The sequence below is a fragment of the Pseudomonas sp. NFACC16-2 genome (genome assembly GCF_900119205.1).
Lineage (GTDB): Bacteria > Pseudomonadota > Gammaproteobacteria > Pseudomonadales > Pseudomonadaceae > Aquipseudomonas > Aquipseudomonas fluorescens_Q.
In genome coordinates this window covers 1-18,732 of the sequence record NZ_FPIX01000006.1, presented here as the reverse complement: position 1 = coordinate 18,732, position 18,732 = coordinate 1, and the positions used below count along the sequence as shown (strand labels likewise).

General features: G+C 61.9%; 12 protein-coding genes. 9 read left to right on the top strand and 3 right to left on the bottom strand.

The annotated features are described in order from the left end of the window. Positions 1–344 precede the first annotated feature (344 nt). Both BT116_RS07405 and BT116_RS07400 read left to right on the top strand, forming a co-directional pair. Complete coding sequence (locus BT116_RS07405; RefSeq protein ID WP_072341743.1) at positions 345–1,397, top strand: WD40/YVTN/BNR-like repeat-containing protein; 1,053 nt, start codon at positions 345–347, stop codon at positions 1,395–1,397. 43 nt (positions 1,398–1,440) lie between these two features. Then, complete coding sequence (locus BT116_RS07400) at positions 1,441–3,816, top strand: efflux RND transporter permease subunit (protein WP_072341740.1); 2,376 nt, start codon at positions 1,441–1,443, stop codon at positions 3,814–3,816. Between the two features lie 668 nt (positions 3,817–4,484). Here the strand turns inward: BT116_RS07400 and BT116_RS07395 are convergent. From BT116_RS07395 to BT116_RS07385, 3 genes are all read right to left on the bottom strand, one after another. Then, positions 4,485–9,197: a dermonecrotic toxin domain-containing protein gene (locus BT116_RS07395; RefSeq protein ID WP_072341739.1), complete on the bottom strand. Its 4,713-nt coding sequence runs from the start codon at positions 9,195–9,197 to the stop codon at positions 4,485–4,487. A 134-nt stretch (positions 9,198–9,331) separates the two neighbouring features. Then, positions 9,332–10,051, bottom strand: a complete 720-nt coding sequence (locus BT116_RS07390) for a FadR/GntR family transcriptional regulator (RefSeq protein ID WP_170845914.1) — start codon at positions 10,049–10,051, stop codon at positions 9,332–9,334. A 243-nt stretch (positions 10,052–10,294) separates the two neighbouring features. Beyond that, a complete protein-coding gene (locus tag BT116_RS07385) occupies positions 10,295–12,031 on the bottom strand; it encodes an IlvD/Edd family dehydratase (RefSeq protein WP_072341734.1) in 1,737 nt (578 codons plus the stop codon). 193 nt (positions 12,032–12,224) lie between these two features. On the opposite strand from BT116_RS07385, the gene BT116_RS07380 reads away from it, so the two are divergent. The 7 genes from BT116_RS07380 to BT116_RS31385 all read left to right on the top strand — a co-directional run bounded on the left by BT116_RS07380 (position 12,225) and on the right by BT116_RS31385 (position 18,580). After that, on the top strand, positions 12,225–13,547 hold the full coding sequence (locus tag BT116_RS07380; protein ID WP_072341728.1) for an MFS transporter: 1,323 nt from the start codon (positions 12,225–12,227) through the stop codon (positions 13,545–13,547). Positions 13,548–13,744: 197 nt separating this feature from the next. Continuing rightward, positions 13,745–14,737: an AraD1 family protein gene (araD1, locus tag BT116_RS07375; RefSeq protein ID WP_072341724.1), complete on the top strand. Its 993-nt coding sequence runs from the start codon at positions 13,745–13,747 to the stop codon at positions 14,735–14,737. A gap of 12 nt (positions 14,738–14,749) precedes the next feature. Continuing rightward, positions 14,750–16,330, top strand: a complete 1,581-nt coding sequence (locus BT116_RS07370; protein ID WP_072341721.1) for an aldehyde dehydrogenase (NADP(+)) — start codon at positions 14,750–14,752, stop codon at positions 16,328–16,330. A 160-nt stretch (positions 16,331–16,490) separates the two neighbouring features. Next, positions 16,491–16,784: a DUF5629 family protein gene (locus tag BT116_RS07365; RefSeq protein WP_072341718.1), complete on the top strand. Its 294-nt coding sequence runs from the start codon at positions 16,491–16,493 to the stop codon at positions 16,782–16,784. Beyond that, positions 16,771–17,946, top strand: coding sequence for a lactonase family protein (locus BT116_RS07360; RefSeq protein WP_072341715.1), 1,176 nt, complete (start codon positions 16,771–16,773; stop codon positions 17,944–17,946). The genes BT116_RS07365 and BT116_RS07360 overlap by 14 nt, the downstream gene beginning before the upstream one ends. Before the next feature lie 156 nt (positions 17,947–18,102). Continuing rightward, complete coding sequence (locus tag BT116_RS07355) at positions 18,103–18,282, top strand: hypothetical protein (protein WP_072341712.1); 180 nt, start codon at positions 18,103–18,105, stop codon at positions 18,280–18,282. Positions 18,283–18,454: 172 nt separating this feature from the next. Next, on the top strand, positions 18,455–18,580 hold the full coding sequence (locus BT116_RS31385) for a hypothetical protein (protein ID WP_003180680.1): 126 nt from the start codon (positions 18,455–18,457) through the stop codon (positions 18,578–18,580). The last annotated feature ends 152 nt before the right edge of the window (positions 18,581–18,732 follow it).

Sequence of the window (18,732 nt, the reverse complement as noted above, 5' to 3'; positions counted from 1 at the left end):
CAGGGACGCTCCGCGTTCCGCTTCTGCAAGGTGACGCAGAGCGTCACGGGATGCATTCCCACGCAGCGTGGGAACGATCAAACAAACACCGCAAATTCAATAGTCCGCCATCACCCCACCGAATACCCCGCTATTCACCCCCAGCGCCAAGCCTCCTGGTTAACAAAAGATAACGCGGCGTCGATTGTCAGACCTTTCGAAAGCCCGATAGGATAGGTCAGCTTCCGAAGTGGCTCTAGATTGCAGGTTTCAGGACTATGCTCCAGGACTGGTAACCTTCCAGAGCCTGCTTACGGCGCCCTGAAAGGTTGAATGACCTAACAATAATAATGGGGGAAAGGTCTATGAATGAGCCTGTCATGGCTGTGGGCCGCAGCCGGCCGCCGATGCTGCGCAGAGTGGCGTTGCTGGCTTCGGCGCTCTCGCTGCTGGGCTCTGCGGTGTTGTCGGCGCCGGTGATGGCTGTTGCGGCGTCGACGTCCGATGTCATCTATTCCGTCGAATCGGCCAAGGCCAGCAAAACCCTGATGCTCGATGTGGTCCACGCCGGCCAGCGCCTGGTGGCGGTCGGTGATCGGGGGCACATTGTCTATTCAGACGACCAGGGCAAGTCCTGGACCCAGGCCAAGGTGCCGACTCGTCAACTGCTCACGGCGGTATTTTTCGTCGATGACAAACACGGCTGGGCCGTGGGGCACGACGCGCAGATCCTCGCCAGCGATGACAGTGGCAGCACCTGGACCAAGCAATTCGAAGACCTTACCCGCGAAGCACCCCTGCTGGACGTCTGGTTCAAGGATGCCAGCAACGGTTTCGCCGTGGGTGCCTACGGCGCACTGCTGGAAACCACCGACGGCGGCAAGCACTGGGAAGACGCCAGCGACCGCCTCGAAAACGAAGACCAGTTCCACCTCAATGCGATAGCCGCCGTGAAAGATGCCGGGCTGTTCATTGTCGGCGAGGCTGGCAGCATGTTCCGCTCCGCCGACTGGGGCCAGACCTGGGAAAAGGTCGAAGGCCCTTATGAAGGCTCGCTGTTCGGGGTCATCGGCACCGCCCAGCCTTCGACGCTGCTGGCCTATGGCTTGCGCGGCAACCTTTATCGTTCCACTGACTTCGGCGGCACTTGGGATCAGATCGAGCTCAAGGCCGCGCGCGGTGCCCTGGAGTTCGGCCTGTCAGGCGCCACGCTGCTGGCGGACGGTTCCATCGTGATTGTCGGCAACGGCGGCAGCGTCGTGCGCAGTATCGACGACGGCGAGAGCTTCAGCGTGTTCAATCGTCCGGATCGAATTTCCGTGGCAGCCGTCACGACCGCCGGCAACGGCAACCTGATCCTGGCGGGACAAGGGGGCGTACGTACCACCACGTCCACCGGCGCCGAACTGAGCAAATGAGTCACGCCTGCAAGACGGGCATAAAAACAAGAAGGCGGACCCCATGAGCAGTCATCACCAAGACAAGGCGACGTTCCTCGAGCGCCTGATTTTCAACAACCGCCCGGCAGTGATCATCATTTGCCTGCTGGTCAGCATTTTCCTGTTCTGGCAGGCCACGCTGATCCGGCCGTCCACCAGTTTCGAAAAAATGATCCCCCTCGAGCACCCCTTCATCCAGAAGATGCTCGAGCACCGCAATGACCTGGCGAACCTGGGCAACACGGTGCGCATTTCCGTGGAGGCCACCAATGGCGATATTTTCTCCAAGGAATACATGGAGACCCTGCGCCAGATCCATGACGAAGTCTTCTACATCTCCGGCGTCGACCGTTCCGGACTGAAGTCGTTGTGGAGCCCAAGCGTGCGCTGGACCGAAGTGACGGAGGAGGGCTTCGCCGGCGGTGAGGTGATTCCCCAGAGCTATAACGGTTCGGCCGACAGCCTCGACCTGCTGCGCAACAATGTGCTCAAGTCCGGCCAGGTCGGGCGCCTGGTGGCCAACGATTTCAAGTCGAGCATCATCGACATCCCGCTGCTGGAGTCCTATCCCGACCCGCAGGACCAGGGCAAATTGCTCGCCCTCGACTACCGGAAATTTTCCCACGAGCTTGAAGACAAGATCCGCAACAAGTTCGAAGCCCAGAACCCCAACGTGCAGATCCATATCGTTGGTTTCGCCAAGAAAGTCGGCGACCTGATTGACGGCCTGGTCATGGTGGTGCTGTTCTTCGGCGTGGCCTTCGTCATCACCCTGATCCTGCTTTACTGGTTCACCAACTGCATGCGCAGTACCGTTGCGGTGTTGACCACCACCCTGGTGGCCGTGGTCTGGCAACTGGGGCTGATGCATGCGGCCGGTTTCGGCCTGGATCCGTATTCGATGCTGGTGCCGTTCCTGATCTTCGCCATCGGCATTTCCCATGGGGTGCAGAAAATCAACGGCATCGCCTTGCAGTCCAGCGAGGCGGACAACGCCCTGACAGCGGCGCGGCGCACCTTCCGGCAATTGTTCCTGCCGGGAATGATCGCCATCCTGGCGGACGCCGTCGGCTTCATCACCTTGCTGATCATCGACATCGGCGTGATCCGCGAACTGGCCATTGGCGCCTCCATCGGCGTGGCGGTGATTGTGTTCACCAACCTGATCCTGCTGCCGGTGGCGATCTCCTACGCCGGCATCAGCAAGCGAGCGGTCGAGCGCAGCAAGAAAGACGCGACCCGTGAGCATCCGTTCTGGCGCATGCTGTCCAACTTCGCCAGTGCCAAGGTCGCGCCGGTGTCCATTGCCCTGGCCGTGATCGCCTTTGGCGGTGGCCTCTGGTACAGCCAGAACCTGAAGATCGGCGACCTGGACCAGGGGGCGCCGGAACTGCGTCCGGACTCGCGCTACAACCAGGACAACAACTTCATCATCAGCAATTACTCCACCAGCTCCGACGTGCTGGTGGTGATGGTCAAGACCAAGGCCGAAGGCTGCTCGCGCTATGAAGCCATGGCCCCCATCGATGAGTTGATGTGGAAGATGCAGAACACCGAGGGCGTGCAGTCGGCGATTTCCCTGGTGACCGTGTCCAAGCAAATGATCAAGGGCATGAACGAGGGCAACCTGAAATGGGAGACCCTGTCGCGCAACCCTGACGTGCTGAACAACTCCATTGCCCGGGCCGATGGCCTGTACAACAACAGCTGCTCGCTGGCGCCGGTGCTGGTGTTCCTCAACGACCACAAGGCCGAGACGTTGGACCGGGCGGTGAAGGCGGTGCAGGACTTCGCCAAGGAAAACAACCGCGACGGTCTGGAGTTCATCCTTGCCGCCGGTAACGCTGGTATTGAAGCGGCCACCAATGAAGTGATCAAGGCGTCTGAACTGACTATCCTGGTCCTGGTGTACATCTGCGTGGCGACCATGTGCATGATCACCTTCCGTTCCTGGGCGGCGACGTTGTGCATCGTGTTGCCGCTGGTGCTGACCTCGGTGCTGGGCAACGCCCTGATGGCATTCATGGGCATCGGCGTGAAGGTCGCGACCTTGCCAGTGGTGGCACTGGGCGTGGGCATCGGCGTGGACTACGGCATCTACATCTACAGCCGCCTGGAAAGTTTCCTGCGGGCCGGGTTGCCGTTGCAGGAGGCTTACTACCAGACACTGAAATCCACCGGCAAGGCGGTGCTGTTCACCGGTTTGTGCCTGGCCATCGGTGTGTGCACCTGGATCTTCTCGGCCATCAAGTTCCAGGCGGACATGGGGTTGATGCTGACGTTCATGCTGCTGTGGAACATGTTCGGTGCACTGTGGCTGCTGCCGGCGCTGGCACGCTTCCTGATCAAGCCGGAGAAACTGGCGGGGCAGAAGGGCAATTCGTTGTTTGCGCACTGACTGCCGGCTGAATTTGATCGTCCCCACGCTCCGCGTGGGAATGCATCCCGTGACGCTCTGCGTCACTTCCTGAAGCGGAACGCGGAGCGTCCGTGGCGGCATTCCCACGCGGGAGCGTGGGAACGATCATCCACTCAAGGGAGCCTGGGATGTTCTGTGGCGAGGGGATTTATCCCCGCTGGGCTGCGATGAAGCAGCCCCAAACCAGGCACCTCGGTATATCAGGTTGATCGTCTCCAGCCTTTATTAGGACTGCTGCGCAGCCCAACGGGGATAAATCCCCTCGCCACAAGAAGTCCTCAGTCCGGGCTCATGTGGCGAGGGAGCAAGCTCCCTCGCCACGGGGGGGTGTGTTTGGCGATGGGCTGGGTGAATCAGGCCGTTCGAGCCACTTTACCAACCACGAACCTGTGGCGAGGGGATTTATCCCCGCTGGGCTGCGAAGCGGCCCCCAAACCAGCCACCTCGTTGTATCAGGCTGATCGCCTCCAGGCTTTTTGGGGCTGCTGCGCAGCCCAACGGGGATAAATCCCCTCGCCACAAGAAGTCCTCAGTCCGGGCTCATGTGGCGAGGGAGCAAGCTCCCTCGCCACGGGTTTTGTGTTTGGCTATGGGCTTAGTTCGAGCCACAGGTCTCAAGTGACCAGCGTTTTGCTCTTTCACCACGATCAAGGCGCCAGCGGCAGGAACTTGCTTTGTGCCAACGGCCTGCCGATCTGTCCTCGATGCACATTCACCACCGCGTAAGGGCTTTTCGCCTTGGCCAGCATTGAATGGTAGTGCTCCTTGCGCTGTTCCTTGGTTTTCAAATGCGCCACGCTAAAGTCGGCCTTTGGTGTGTCGGCGGTTTCGTAATGAAAATGCGCGTACCAGAGGGGCCAACCGTCCCGGTCATTGATGGCGTATTCCTGGAGAAAATCCTTGCGCTCGCCTTTCAAGGCTATGCGTTCGCCGAGCCTCGCGACTTGCACCAGGTTTTTCTCGAACAGGTAGCGAAGGTTGCTGTCGGTGGGGGGCAGTTTCAGGCTCAATTCGGTACGCAGCTCGCTGCCCCGGGTGGTCAGGCGCGAAACAGCGTTTGACAGCTGCTCGGTCAGTGTCTGGTCGGCTGCGGTGCGCGGGTTTTTCGAGGCCGTGAAGGCTCGTTCGAGTTCTTCGGACAGTTTGCGGTAGCGGCTCGCCTCATTGCTCAGGATTTCCTCGATTTCCTGAGGGAAGCGGCACTGGGTTTTATAGCGCTCGGCGTTCGCCAGACTGCTGTCCAGTTGCCCGAGCAGCTTTCGTGCATCGGCCTTGATCGCTTTGACCGAGCGTGTGCGGGGTGCCGGGGCCGGTCGTTGGACCTCGACGAGGTCCCAGACTTCTTCATGTTGCGAATACGTGGCTATCAATTGATCGCCGACCTCGGAACGCAGTTCGACAACCTCAATTGGCAAGCTGGTGCCGGCCGGTTTCAGGTCACCAATCAGCACCCCACCCTTGCGCGTCTTGATCACCTTTTTCTGTGGACGTCCGGCAGCTGTCCGGCTGCGTTTCGGCGGACGCTTGCGTGGCTCCGGCTCGGGCTTGATCTCGGCGGCGAGCTTCGCGGACGCTTCTTCATAAAGGCCCTCGACCAGCCGGAACAGCCTGCCGAAATAGGACGTGTCCATGTCAGCGGCATTGAGGGCTTTTATGCCCTGCATGGCATCAAGCGCCGCGCCATAGTGTTCGACCAGGCTTTCCAGAACTTCAATCTGTTCCGATGAGGTCAGCTCGTAGGTGCTCAGGTCGGATTGGGAGCGCGCCTGTTCCATCAACAACTTGGTGATACTGTGCAGGTTCTCGGGAAGGTCGGAATCGCGATCCTTGAACACCAGCGCCGCCAGTGTGGGCACCTGCAGGGTCTTGGTAGCCAAGGCCGTTCGTTCACCCAATGGACGGTCCCGGGTCAGGCGTTCGAACACTTGCGCGCCGGCGGCATCCAGGTTCAACAGCGCTTCCAGATAGCGATCCCTGAGTTCCAGCCAATAGATCGAGCGATCGTTGATGTCACTCAAGGCATCAAGGTAGTTGAAATAGTCGAGAACGTTGCCAGCGACATTCGCTTGCAGGGTCGAATAATCTTGCGTGAATTGGCCATAGGCGGCATCCAGCGCCGTCAGCTCGAATTCGTTGATCAGGAAGCCCTTGCGGGCGTTGTTGACCACGTTCTCCATCAAGGCCCGAATGATGCCGGGGGGTAATTGCATATCGTGGCTGGCGTATTCGGTGACGTTGTCCAGCAGCTTTAGATAAGTGTCAGTCTGCTCCTCAAGCAGCTTGTAGAACCGCGCCCGCTTGTCCGCGCGTTGCGCCTCGGTAAAGTTGCCTGCCTGGGTCCTGGTCATGACTTCCTGGGCAGTGTCGATGGCGCGTTGCCGATCGGCCTCGTCCTTGTAATAACTCTTCAGCAGCTCGCTCAGTTCGGCCGCGCGTTGGGCCTTGAGGTCCCGCAGTTTGGCCAGGCGCTTGGGCGGCATGCCCCCACGCAGGCGCAGACGCAGGTCGATGGACCAGTTGCCGCGGGCATCCGCTTGCAATACGGGACCGTTCTGGGCCGGATCCCGCGGGGCGAGCGGGTTGACGATGATCGCGCTGCCGTCCGATTCCGGGGTCACCTGATACATTTTTCCATCCACCAGGGCGTGCCAGGTGTTCCGGATGACGTACAGGCCCGTGTAGGGGCCGTATTTTGTCGGCTCGGGCAGGGACGCCGGGCGGCTTACCTGAAAGCGCTGCAGGCGGGCGAGCTGCTCCGCTGTCAGCCGGCGGCGGGCGCTGGCGAAACTGAGGTCAAGGTTTGCGCCGCTGTCCCCAAAGCGTTCCCCTGGCAAGGTCACCGCCCCTTCATGAATGCTCGGTGGCGCGGGTGCGGGCCACTGCTCCGGGATGATGCGCGGCGCGGGAGGGCGCATCGCCTGTTCCTTGAGCGTTTCGGGCAAGGGGGCATGAGGCGGTGCACTGATGGAGGGGAATTGAAGCAGGAGCATGCCGAGGTTGAGCAACAGATCGACGGCGGCGAGTTCTCGCGTCACCGAGTCTTCGCTGCTCAGCGACGGAATGTCCTGACTGGCGCTGGCCATCAGGTTCCATAGCCAGGCCGTGGCCATGGCTGGACCGCGTAGCAAGGGCAAGAGCAGCGTGTTGAACAGCAGGCTGCCGCCATGCAGCAGAACGGCCCAGCGACTTTCGCTGTTGGAAACCGAATCCCGGTCGGCCTGGGTGACCAGGGCCCGCGCGTTGCTGCCATAGAGGTATTGCATCAGCTCGCCGTTGCGCAGGAACTGGCGCAGCTCGTCGTTGACACTGTCGACCGCCAGGGTGGCCGGGGCTGGCTTCTCAGGCAGGCTGAATTCATCGCCCTGGTAGAAGCGCACGATATGGGGCTCCTGGAAGCCGCCATTGGCATAGATCGGGCGGGCGGCGTCGGACATCCAGGCCAGGACACTCTGCTGCAGGTCTCCGGGGACGACGATGGCTTGCAGCAAGGCCTGGCGCGTCGGATATTGCTGCAGCGAAGGCGTATAGAGCGGGCGATACAGCACATGCGGGCCCGTCGCGACGTCCTCCGGTTCGATGATGAACATGTTCGTCACGGTATCGGGGTGGGCTTCGGGCTTGCGCAGGAACGCCAGGTGGCGAATGACAACGGGGCGGCCTGCGACCCGCTGCTCATCGGCGTCGGGCTTGAGGAGGGCTTCGATCAGCGCCAGGCCTTGGCGGGTCATGCCGTTTTCCTGGTTGAGCATCTGCTTGAGGGCGTCCAGCGGCAACTGGGCGGGCATCTCTTCGGCAAACATGCGCTGGCGCTCGTGGGTTCGAGGCCCATCGTCCAGCAGGTTTTGTTGCAGGTAGCGTGGGTAGCTCGTGCCGATATCCACCTGTTCGATCAAGCCGCCCTTGCGGGTGATGAAGTCCGCCGTCAGCCACACCGGCAGCGCCAGGCCCCGGCGATGAGTGAGCACCGGATCCACGCCAGGTCGGGCGACGAGGTTGTTGATCGCCAGTTCGGTCAGGCTCATCGTTCTTTTTTCGACGATGCCGATGGTTCCGGGATAGCCCGCCGCCGCGCTGAAGGTCAGCTCCACATCGTCGGGCTGGTATTGGTTGGCTTGCGCCTTCGCCGGACTGCTGTCGTTGGCTTGTTGCAGGCTCTTGAGCAAGGCGTCGGCGGCAAAGGCCTTGATATCCTGGATGTCGCTGAGAAAGGTGCGCCCTTGGTTGCGTTTCTTGGCGCTGGCCAAGGCGAGGCTGTATTGCTGGATTTTCGTCCTGTCGAGGACCGACGCCTGTTTCAACCAGTCGGGGATCAGGGGCGCGATCCGCGCCGACGTTAGCGGCATCGGGCGCGGTGCGTCGAGCAGATAGCGGGCAGGGTCGCTCAACTCGTTATAGAGCGCCTGGAGGTCGGGCAGGCCAATGCGCGCGGGCAACTGCACGGCCTGCAGGTCGGCCAGTTGCTGCTCCAGGATGAGGGCCGCCTGGGTCTCGAAGGCGTTGCCACTGATCTCGTTACGCTGGCAGGTGACGCTGTCGACGATGTACTGGCTGGCGATCAGCGTGCCCCAGTGCTGAGTGAATGCTTCCAGGGAGTCAAAGACCTGGACCGCACCCGCAGGGCTGCAAAGCAGCCAGAGCGTCGCGTTGTTCTTGCACTGGATCAACAGGATGTCGCTGCTGGTCAACAGACTGCTGGAGCCGTCCCGAGTGAGTCGGGTCTCCAGGCTGTAGGCATAGACGGACGATTGGCCGTGGCGCCGAAAGCGTTGTTCCCGATCGGGCCATTGGACAATCTGGCCCAGGGCTTCCCGGGCCTGCCCAGTGAGGTCCTGTTGTTGCAGGCTGCGGATCTGCGCAAGGTTGCGCAGTACCTCGCTGAGCCACTGCCAACGGCTGGTGCCGTCCTGCTTGTCGTCCTGCGGGCCGGTGTCGATGTTGGCGTTCCAATAGCGAGTCAGCGCGTCCTCCAGCCCGATGGGTACGGTCCAGGGCAATTCGAGCAGCAGCTTTTCAATGACCTTCATTTCCAGTTTCCCGTCATCTGGCGCAAGAAGGCGCGGTGGCGAGTCGGACAGGAAACTGCGACGCCCATTGCGATCCTCGAACGCCACGGGGGTGCCCAGCGCCAGGTAATCGAGGACGCGAGGCATGAAGGGTTCAAGCAAGTAGCCGCGAGAGGCCGCATCGGGCGTCGCCAATCGAGTCTTGGAAAGATCGAAGACCAGCGTGGGGTACTTTTCCTGGATGGCTTGTTCAAGCATGCGTTGTGCGAACTGCTCGAAGGTCGGACGACTGGAAAATTGCAGGCTGACGCTTTGTGCAAGCGCAGAAGGGCTGTCAGCCGGGGAGGATGAGCTCATGAGAAATCCTTTTCATGGGGCGTTGGAAATGACGCCGGAAAAGTATCGACCTCTGGGCTCGCGCGGGCGGTATATAGATACCGCCGCGGCGGCTGGAATGTGTGCCAGGCCACGGACGGGCCAGGGTATGGGTATCAGGCGGGATCGGCGCCCAATACCACATTCAGGGCACTGCGGGCATCGTCCAGTTGCACCAGGGTGGCATGGCGCGCACCGAGGGCATCGCGGTTTTCGATGGCGGTGAGGATCGCCTTGTGCCGTGGCATCGCCAGCTCATGCAGGTTAGGCCGCTGGTTGGAATGCTTGAGCGCTTCGGCGATGGCGACCGACAACATGTTGCACAGGTTGGCGAGCAGGTCGTTGTGGGTGGCGTCGGCGATGCGGCTGTGGAAATCCAGGTCCGGTTGCAGCACGGCCTCGGGGGTCGGGGCCGCTTCCATGCGCTGGTAGGCCTCGCGGATGGAAGCAATGTCGTCCTCGTTGGCGAACTGGGCGGCGAGGGCGGCGGCGGCTGGCTCGATGATGCTGCGCACGCTGGTCAGCAGGTTGAAGAATTCGTTTTGCGGGCTGCTCTGCATCAGCCAGTGCAGGACATCCGGGTCGAGCATGTGCCATTCCCGCCGAGGCTTGACCACCGTGCCGACCCGCGGGCGCGAATACACCAGGCCCTTGGCGACCAGCACGCGGGTGGCTTCACGCAGCACCGGACGGCTGACCGCGTACTCTTCGCACAACAAGGCTTCGGCGGGCAGTTTATCGTCCGGTTTGAAGCGCCCGGAAACGATCTGCATGCCCAGTTCCTGGACGATGCGCGCGTGCATGCTCTTGCGGTCGGAGGGTTTACGGTAATCCATGGGATGCGGCGCGATCCTGTGCGAGGGGGTGCTGCGCATGATAGCAGGCGCGGCGGATATTCATCAGGCCAAACCCTTGGGCCTGGTGACCTGTTTGGTCCGGGAACATGGTTACCTTGTGGCGAGGGAGCAAGCTCCCTCGCCACAGTCGGTGTGATAGCCAATTGGATGTTGTCTGTTACACCGCTATCGCGAGCACGCTCAGCTCCCACAAAAGCTCGCTCCCGCAGGGGGATGGATGGGTCAGTGGGAGTGGCGTGGTACTTCGGCCCCGCGGCAACCGACCAGGAAGTCGAAGTCACAGCCCTGGTCGGCCTGCAACACATGGTCGATGTACAACTGGCGGTAGCCGCCCACCAACAGTTGCTGCGGGGGGACGATGTCGGCCAGGCGGGCGGCGAGTTCGGCGTCCGGGATGTCCAGGTGCAGGCGCCCGCTGGCGCAGTCGAGCTCGATCCAGTCACCTTCCTTCACCGCGGCCAGAGGCCCGCCGGCGGCGGCTTCCGGCGCCACGTGCAAGACCACGGTGCCGTAGGCGGTGCCGCTCATGCGCGCATCGGAAATCCGCACCATATCCGTCACACCCTGGGCCAGCAATTTGGCCGGCAGCCCCATGTTGCCGACTTCGGCCATGCCCGGATAACCCTTGGGCCCGCAGTTTTTCATCACCAGGATCGAGCTGGCGTCCACGTCCAGTTCCGGATCGTTGATCCGGGCCTTGTACTCGTCGAAGTTCTCGAACACCACCGCGCGACCGCGATGCTGCATCAGTTCGGCAGTGGCGGCGGACGGCTTGAGCACCGCCCCCAATGGCGCCAGGTTGCCGCGCAGCACGCAGATGCCGCCGTCGGCGCGGATCGGGTTGTCCAGGGTGCGGATGACTTCGTCTTGGCCGTAGATCGGTGCGTCCTTGGTGTTCTCACCGATGCTCTTGCCGTTGACGGTCAGGGCATTCGGGTGGGGGATCAGGTTGGCTTCGCCGAGACGCCGCAGCACGGCGGGCAGGCCACCGGCATAGTAGAACTCTTCCATCAAAAAGCGCCCGGATGGCTGCAGGTCGACAATGGTTGGCATGCCGCGACCGATGCGGGTCCAGTCGTCCAGGTCCAGTTGCACGCCGATGCGTCCGGCGATGGCCTTGAGATGGATCACCGCGTTGGTGGAGCCGCCGATGGCCGCGTTGACCCGGATGGCGTTTTCGAAGGCTTCCTTGGTCAGGATTTTCGACAGCTTGAGGTCTTCGCGGACCATCTCGACGGCGCGCATGCCGGACATATGGGCCAGCACATAACGCCGTGCATCCACCGCCGGAATGGCCGCGTTGTGCGGCAGCGACGTGCCGAGGGCTTCGGCCATGCAAGCCATGGTCGAGGCGGTGCCCATGGTGTTGCAGGTGCCAGCCGAGCGGGACATGCCACCCTCGGCCGCGAGGAAGTCGTCGATGGTGATGGTGCCGGCCTTGACCTGCTCACTCAATTGCCAGACCACGGTGCCCGACCCGATGTCCTGGCCTTTGTGCTTGCCATTGAGCATCGGCCCGCCGGTGACGACGATGGCCGGCACGTCGCAACTGGCGGCGCCCATCAGCAGGGCGGGGGTGGTTTTGTCGCAACCGGTGAGCAGCACGACGCCGTCAATCGGGTTGCCGCGAATCGCCTCTTCGACGTCCATGCTCGCCAGGTTGCGGGTCAGCATGGCGGTGGGGCGCAGGTTCGATTCGCCGTTGGAGAACACCGGGAATTCCACCGGGAAGCCCCCGGCCTCGATCACGCCGCGCTTGACGTGCTCGGCGATCTGCCGGAAGTGCGCGTTGCACGGCGTCAGCTCTGACCAAGTGTTGCAGATGCCGATGATCGGCTTGCCGTGGAACTGATGGTCGGCGATGCCCTGATTTTTCATCCAGCTGCGGTACATGAAGCCGTTTTTGTCGGCGGTGCCAAACCATTGGGCCGAGCGCAGGGAGGGTTTCTTATCAGACATGATCGATTCTCTTATTGTATGACTATATTGTTCGAGCTTGAGCGTAACATAAGCGCAAATTGCGCGCTTTGGAAGTGTTGTTGGGTAAATAGTATTACTATATAGTCCGAGTCAATGGAGGGATTGTCCTGGCGGTCATTCGCGAGAGAAGTCCCCCGAGGTTCCATAACAACAACAATCGGAGACCGGTCCCATGAGCCAGGAATTGCGGCTTATTCGTCGCATCACGCTGAAACTGATTCCCTTCCTGATCCTGCTGTACCTGATCGCCTACGTGGACCGCTCCGCGGTGGGCTTCGCCAAGCTGCACATGGGCGCCGACATTGGTATCGGCGACGCCGCCTACGGCCTGGGTGCCGGGCTGTTTTTCATTGGCTACTTCCTGCTGGAAATCCCCAGTAACCTGATGCTGGAGCGTTTCGGTGCCCGGCGCTGGTTCGCCCGGATCATGATCACGTGGGGCGCCATCACCATCGGCATGGCGTTCGTACAAGGCCCGCATAGCTTCTATGTGATGCGCTTTTTGCTCGGCGCGGCCGAAGCCGGGTTCTTCCCGGGCGTGCTGTACTACATCACCCAGTGGTTCCCGGTGCGCCATCGCGGCAAGATCCTGGGCTTGTTCATTCTTTCCCAACCCATCGCGATGATGATCACCGGCCCCGTGTCCGGTGGCTTGCTGGGCATGGACGGCATCCTTGGCCTGCACGGCTGGCAGTGGCTGTTCATCGTCATCGGCCTGCCGGCGGTGCTGTTGACCTGGCCGGTGCTGCGTTACTTGCCGGACGGCCCGCAACAAGTGAAATGGATGGATCAGGCCGAGAAGGACTGGCTGACCGGTGAGCTGAAAAAAGATTTGCAGGAATACGGCCAGACCCGCCACGGCAACCCGCTGCACGCCCTGAAGGACAAGCGGGTCCTGCTGCTGGCGCTGTTCTACCTACCTGTCACGTTGAGCATCTACGGCCTGGGCCTGTGGCTGCCGACGCTGATCAAGCAATTCGGTGGCAGCGACCTGGTGACCGGCTTCGTGTCGTCGGTGCCGTACATCTTCGGCATCATCGGTTTGCTGATCATTCCCCGCAGTTCAGACCGCTTGAACGATCGCTACGGTCATCTGGCCGTGCTCTATGTATTGGGCGCCATTGGCCTGTTCCTCAGCGCCTGGCTGTCGGTGCCGGTGCTACAACTGGCGGCGCTGTGCCTGGTGGCGTTCGCGCTGTTTTCCTGCACCGCGGTGTTCTGGACCTTGCCGGGGCGTTTCTTTGCCGGTGCCAGTGCGGCGGCAGGTATTGCGCTGATCAACTCGGTGGGCAACCTGGGCGGCTACATCGGCCCGTTTGTGATCGGTGCGCTGAAGGAGTACACCGGCAACCTGGCTTCGGGGCTGTATTTCCTGTCCTGTGTGATGGTGTTCGGCCTGGTGTTGACCGGGGTGGTGTATCGGTTGCTGGAGCGCAAGCACGTGCTGCCGGCGGATCAGTTCGCGGCCAGTGCCCGGGGAGCGACGCGTACCTGAGGTCACTGTGGGAGCGAGCTTTTGTGGCGAGGGGATTTATCCCCGCTGGGCTGCGCAGCAGCCCTAAAGTAGCGAACTCAATCTTCCTGGCACACCGAGTTGCTGTTTGGGGGCTGCTTCGCAGCCCAGCGGGGATAAATCCCCTCGCCACAAAAGCCTGCTACGCCTATTCAAGTTTTGCTTACAAGGAGAAAGATATGCGTTTAGTTCAGTTCGAATTGCCTAACGGCGAACGCCGCGTCGGTGTGGTCGACGGCGACCAGGTGCGGGAAGTGCAGGGCGCTCGCACCGTGCGCGACCTGGCGCTGGCGGCCATCGACGCGGGCGTGAAGCTTGAGCAGCAGGTCAATAGCCTGGGCCTGGGCGTCGGCCATGACTACGCCCGGTTGCTCAGCGAGCTGCGCATCCTGCCTCCGCTGGATCACCCGGATCCGGCGCACCTGCTGGTCAGCGGCACCGGCCTGACCCACTTGGGCAGCGCCTCGGCCCGGGACAAGATGCACCAGCAGGCCGGCGACGAAAGCGCAATGACCGACACCATGCGCATCTTCAAATGGGGCGTGGAGGGCGGTAAACCCCAGGCTGGGCAGGCCGGCGTGCAACCGGAATGGTTCTACAAGGGCGACGGCAGCATCGTCGTTCGTCCGGGCCATCCGTTCCCGCTGCCGCCCTTTGCTGAAGACGCCGGCGAAGAGCCGGAAATCAGCGGCCTGTATGTCATCGGCCATGACGGCAAGCCCTATCGCCTGGGCTTTGCCGTGGGCAACGAGTTCTCCGACCACGTGATGGAGCGCAAGAATTACCTGTACCTGGCTCATTCGAAATTGCGCAGTTGCAGTTTTGGCCCGGAACTTCGCGTCGGTGAACTGCCTCAACATCTTTCCGGGACCAGTCGTATCCTGCGCAATGGCGAAGTGCTGTGGCAGAACGAATTCCTCAGCGGCGAGGCGAACATGTGCCACAGCCTCGAAAACCTGGAGTTCCATCACTTCAAGTACAGTCAGTTCCTGCGGCCGGGGGACGTGCACGTTCACTTCTTCGGCACCGCGACCCTGTCGTTCGCCGACGGCATCCGCACCCAGCCGGGGGATGTGTTCGAAATCAGCCAGGCTGAATTCGGTGCGCCGCTGGTCAACGGCATTGCCCCGGTAGACGCGGTGTTCAACCCGGGTACTATCGGCACACTTTAAAGGAGACTTGCGATGAACCAGATCCTTGGCCACAACTACATCGGCGGGGCGCGCAGCGCGGCCGGCCAGACTCGCCTGCAAAGCGTCGACGCCAGCACCGGCGAGGCCTTGCCCCATGATTTCATCCAGGCCACGGCCGAAGAAGTCGACGCCGCTGCCAAGGCTGCGGCTACGGCTTATCCGGCTTACCGGAGCCTGAGCGCGGTGCGCCGGGCCGAGTTCCTCGAGGCCATTGCCGATGAACTGGACGCCTTGGGCGATGCGTTCGTGGCCGTGGTCTGCCGTGAAACCGCGCTGCCGGCGGCACGGATCCAGGGCGAGCGCGGTCGCACCAGCGGCCAGATGCGCCTGTTCGCCAAGGTTCTGCGTCGTGGCGATTTCTACGGTGCCCGTATCGACCGCGCCTTGCCGGAACGCACGCCGTTGCCACGTCCGGACCTGCGTCAGTACCGCATCGGCCTGGGACCGGTGGCGGTGTTCGGCGCCAGTAACTTCCCCCTGGCGTTTTCCACCGCCGGTGGCGATACGGCGTCGGCCCTGGCGGCCGGTTGCCCGGTGGTGTTCAAGGCCCACAGCGGCCACATGGCGACCGCCGAGCACGTGGCCGATGCGATCATCCGCGCGGCTGAAAAGACCGCGATGCCGGCGGGTGTGTTCAACATGATTTACGGCGGTGGCGTTGGCGAGTGGCTGGTCAAGCATCCGGCGATCCAGGCCGTGGGTTTCACCGGTTCCCTCAAGGGCGGGCGTGCCCTGTGCGACATGGCGGCCGCACGGCCCCAGCCGATCCCGGTGTTTGCCGAGATGTCGAGCATCAACCCGGTAATCGTCTTGCCCCAAGCGTTGGAGACCCGCGCCGAGAGCGTCGCGCGCGACTTGACCGCCTCGGTGGTGCAGGGCTGCGGTCAGTTCTGTACCAACCCGGGCCTGGTGATCGGCATTCGTTCGCCGCAATTTACTGCCTTCACCCAGCAGGTAGCCGCACTGATCGGTGACCAGGCGCCCCAGACCATGCTCAATGCCGGCACGCTGCAAAGCTACGGCAAGGGCCTGCAGAAATTGCTGGCTCATCCCGGCATCGAGCACCTGGCTGGGCGCGAGCAGCAGGGCAACCAGGCCCAGCCGCAGTTGTTCAAGGCTGACGCCAGCCTGCTGATCAACGGTGACGAAGCATTGCAGGAAGAAGTGTTCGGCCCGACCACGGTGTTTGTCGAAGTGGCGGACCAGGCGCAACTCAGCGCCGCGCTGCATGGCCTGCACGGGCAACTGACGGCCACGATGATCGGCGAGCCGGCGGATTTCGAACGGTTCAGTGAATTGACGCCGCTGCTGGAACAGAAGGTCGGCCGCATCCTGCTCAACGGTTATCCGACCGGGGTCGAAGTGTGTGATTCGATGGTTCACGGTGGGCCTTACCCGGCGACCTCCGATGCCCGGGGGACCTCGGTGGGCACCTTGGCGATCGATCGTTTCCTGCGCCCGGTGTGCTTCCAGAACTATCCCGACAGCCTGCTGCCGGAGCCGCTGAAAAACGCCAACCCGCTGGGGATTCTGCGGTTGGTGGATGGCGTGCCGGGGCGCGAGGCGCTCTGATCGCGGTGGGGCCGTTGCATTGAGGTTTGATGGACTGCCGCCATCGCGAGCTTGCTCGCGATGGCGATTGTCCAGTCAACCTCGCGTCTGAAGTGATGGCCCAAGGTCCACTGGCACATTGGGTTATCATGGATGCTTTCCCAACGACCGACTGATCACCATGACTGCCGTAACCGCCCCCCTGCTGCAAGCCCTCGAATCCTGCGACATGCTGATTATCGATGGGTTGCACGCGTTCGACTTTTCCCTCGATGAGCAGGACCAACTGCACGTCGAGTGCATGAACGGCCGCACCCTCGAGCACTGGCGCTTCACGCCGGCGCAGATGCAGGCCGCGACGTTCGACAAGGCCTTGAATCACTGGGTCATTACCAGCGATTCGGGCGACCACCACTTGGAGTGCGTGGAAGCTACCAGCGGCCACGACGAGGACGACGAAGATGAAAATGCGTAGTCTCTGGCCGTTGCTGATGGCCGGCACCCTGGGCGCCATGGGCGTCCAGGCAGGCACCGATGAGCGCCATCAACTGCTGGTGGGTTCCTACACCGCCGGCCAGAGCCAGGGCATCTACCGGATGCAATTCGATAGTCGCACCGGTCGGCTCGATGCCAACCCGCTGCAAGTGATCAAGACAGACAACCCGTCGTGGCTGACCCTTTCCAAGGACATGACCCGTCTGTTCGTGGTCAACGAAAACGGGCCGGGCCAGAACGACCCGGTGGGCAAGGTCAGCAGCTACGCCATTGATCCGAAGACCCATGAACTGAGCCTGATCAATCAGGTGCAGTCCCTGGGCAACGAGCCGACCCATTCCAGCCTCAGCGGTGATGGCCGATACCTGCTGGTCAGCAACTATTCGGTCGTGGAAGACCCAGGCGGCACCCTGGCAGTAGTGCCGGTGGGCGCCGATGGCAAGCTGGCGCCGGTGGTGCAGTTGAGCAGTCATCAGCCGAGCAAGGTCAACCCCGAGCGGCAGATGTCGGCTCACGTCCACGCCGCAGTGTCCTCGCCCGATGGCAAGTACGTGTTCGCCAACGACCTGGGGGCGGACAAGGTATACATCTACCGCTACGACCCCAAGGCCAATCCAGAGCTGCCGTTGACCGCTGCCGATCCAGCCTTCGTGCAGTTGCCACCCGGCAGCGGCCCGCGTCACTTGCTGTTCAGCGCTGACGGCAAGCACGCCTGGCTGACCATGGAAATGAGCGCGCAAGTGGCGGTGTTCGACTATCAGGACGGCCGATTGACCCAGCGTCAACTGGTCGACCTGGCCGCCGGCAAACCCCAGCCGGGCAGGGCGGCGGCTGCGCTGCACGCGTCCAGGGATGGCAAGTTTCTCTACGTCAGCAACCGTGGCACCACCAACGAAGTGCTGGTATTAGCTATCGACCCGGCCGCTGGCACGCTCAAAGAGCTGCAGCGGCGCTCGGTCGAAGGCGACCATCCGCGGGAATTCAGCCTCGACCCGAGTGGAAGATTCCTGCTGATTGCCAACCAGAAGAGCAACCAGATCGTGGTGATCGAGCGCGATCCGAAGACCGGCCTGCTGGGTAAAACCGTGCAGAAAATGCCGATGGATGCGCCCAGCGATTTGAAGTTCATGGTCCGTCAATAGACCACAGGCCCCGTTTTTCGGGGCCTGCGCCGTTGTATCAACGAGACTGATATTCGCAAGTGATGTAAAGCATTTCAACGCAGGACGCCTCGGCGCGTAAGTTTGCTTCACGGCCCAACCGGGCAAGTCAGCCAACTGAATCCGAGGTCTACCGCCATGAATCTGAATCTCTTCTCCGTGATCGCCGCTTCCGCCATCTCTGCCACCGTGGCGCTGCCCGCCAGTGCCAGCGTCGAGATCAACGACAAGAAAAATCGCACCCAGAGCTACACCGAGAAATACCTGCAACAAAGCGCCAACTTCTATGCGGCGCTGGACCACAAGACCCAACACTGAAATAGCGCGCAACGACTGAAGCCTGCGATCTTTTCATCTTCACTGACCCCACGTGCAAGAGAAAAGATCGCAGGCTTCGCCGTTTCTGGAAAATCCAGCTGTAATATCACTTAGCCATGTGTTTAAATTTGACGCTGACAAATTGACTCCTTTGCCGATAAGGATCGACACCATGGCGATGCGTCTGGCGGTGATGCTGCTGTTTCTCTATTCCACCCCGATTGTCTCCGCGGCCCAACCGGATTCCGGCGAGTTGGAAGTGGCGCGTGAGCGATTGTTGAGTCTGCTGAGTGACTGATGTCGATCGTTCCCACGCGGAGCGTGAGGAACGATCTTCCACAGCCCCCCAACTTGCTCGTTCCCACGCTCTGCGTGGTAATGCATCCCGTGAGGCTCCGCGTCACCTTGCAGAAGCGGAACGCGGAGCGTCCCTGGCGGCGTTCCCACGCG

Coding starts and splice junctions, on each gene's coding strand:
- BT116_RS07405 (WP_072341743.1), top strand. CDS start 345: ATGAATGAGCCTGTCATGGCTGTGGGCCGCAGCCGGCCGCCGATGCTG.
- BT116_RS07400 (WP_072341740.1), top strand. CDS start 1,441: ATGAGCAGTCATCACCAAGACAAGGCGACGTTCCTCGAGCGCCTGATT.
- BT116_RS07395 (WP_072341739.1), bottom strand. CDS start 9,197: ATGAGCTCATCCTCCCCGGCTGACAGCCCTTCTGCGCTTGCACAAAGC.
- BT116_RS07390 (WP_170845914.1), bottom strand. CDS start 10,051: ATGGATTACCGTAAACCCTCCGACCGCAAGAGCATGCACGCGCGCATC.
- BT116_RS07385 (WP_072341734.1), bottom strand. CDS start 12,031: ATGTCTGATAAGAAACCCTCCCTGCGCTCGGCCCAATGGTTTGGCACC.
- BT116_RS07380 (WP_072341728.1), top strand. CDS start 12,225: ATGAGCCAGGAATTGCGGCTTATTCGTCGCATCACGCTGAAACTGATT.
- araD1 (WP_072341724.1), top strand. CDS start 13,745: ATGCGTTTAGTTCAGTTCGAATTGCCTAACGGCGAACGCCGCGTCGGT.
- BT116_RS07370 (WP_072341721.1), top strand. CDS start 14,750: ATGAACCAGATCCTTGGCCACAACTACATCGGCGGGGCGCGCAGCGCG.
- BT116_RS07365 (WP_072341718.1), top strand. CDS start 16,491: ATGACTGCCGTAACCGCCCCCCTGCTGCAAGCCCTCGAATCCTGCGAC.
- BT116_RS07360 (WP_072341715.1), top strand. CDS start 16,771: ATGAAAATGCGTAGTCTCTGGCCGTTGCTGATGGCCGGCACCCTGGGC.
- BT116_RS07355 (WP_072341712.1), top strand. CDS start 18,103: ATGAATCTGAATCTCTTCTCCGTGATCGCCGCTTCCGCCATCTCTGCC.
- BT116_RS31385 (WP_003180680.1), top strand. CDS start 18,455: ATGGCGATGCGTCTGGCGGTGATGCTGCTGTTTCTCTATTCCACCCCG.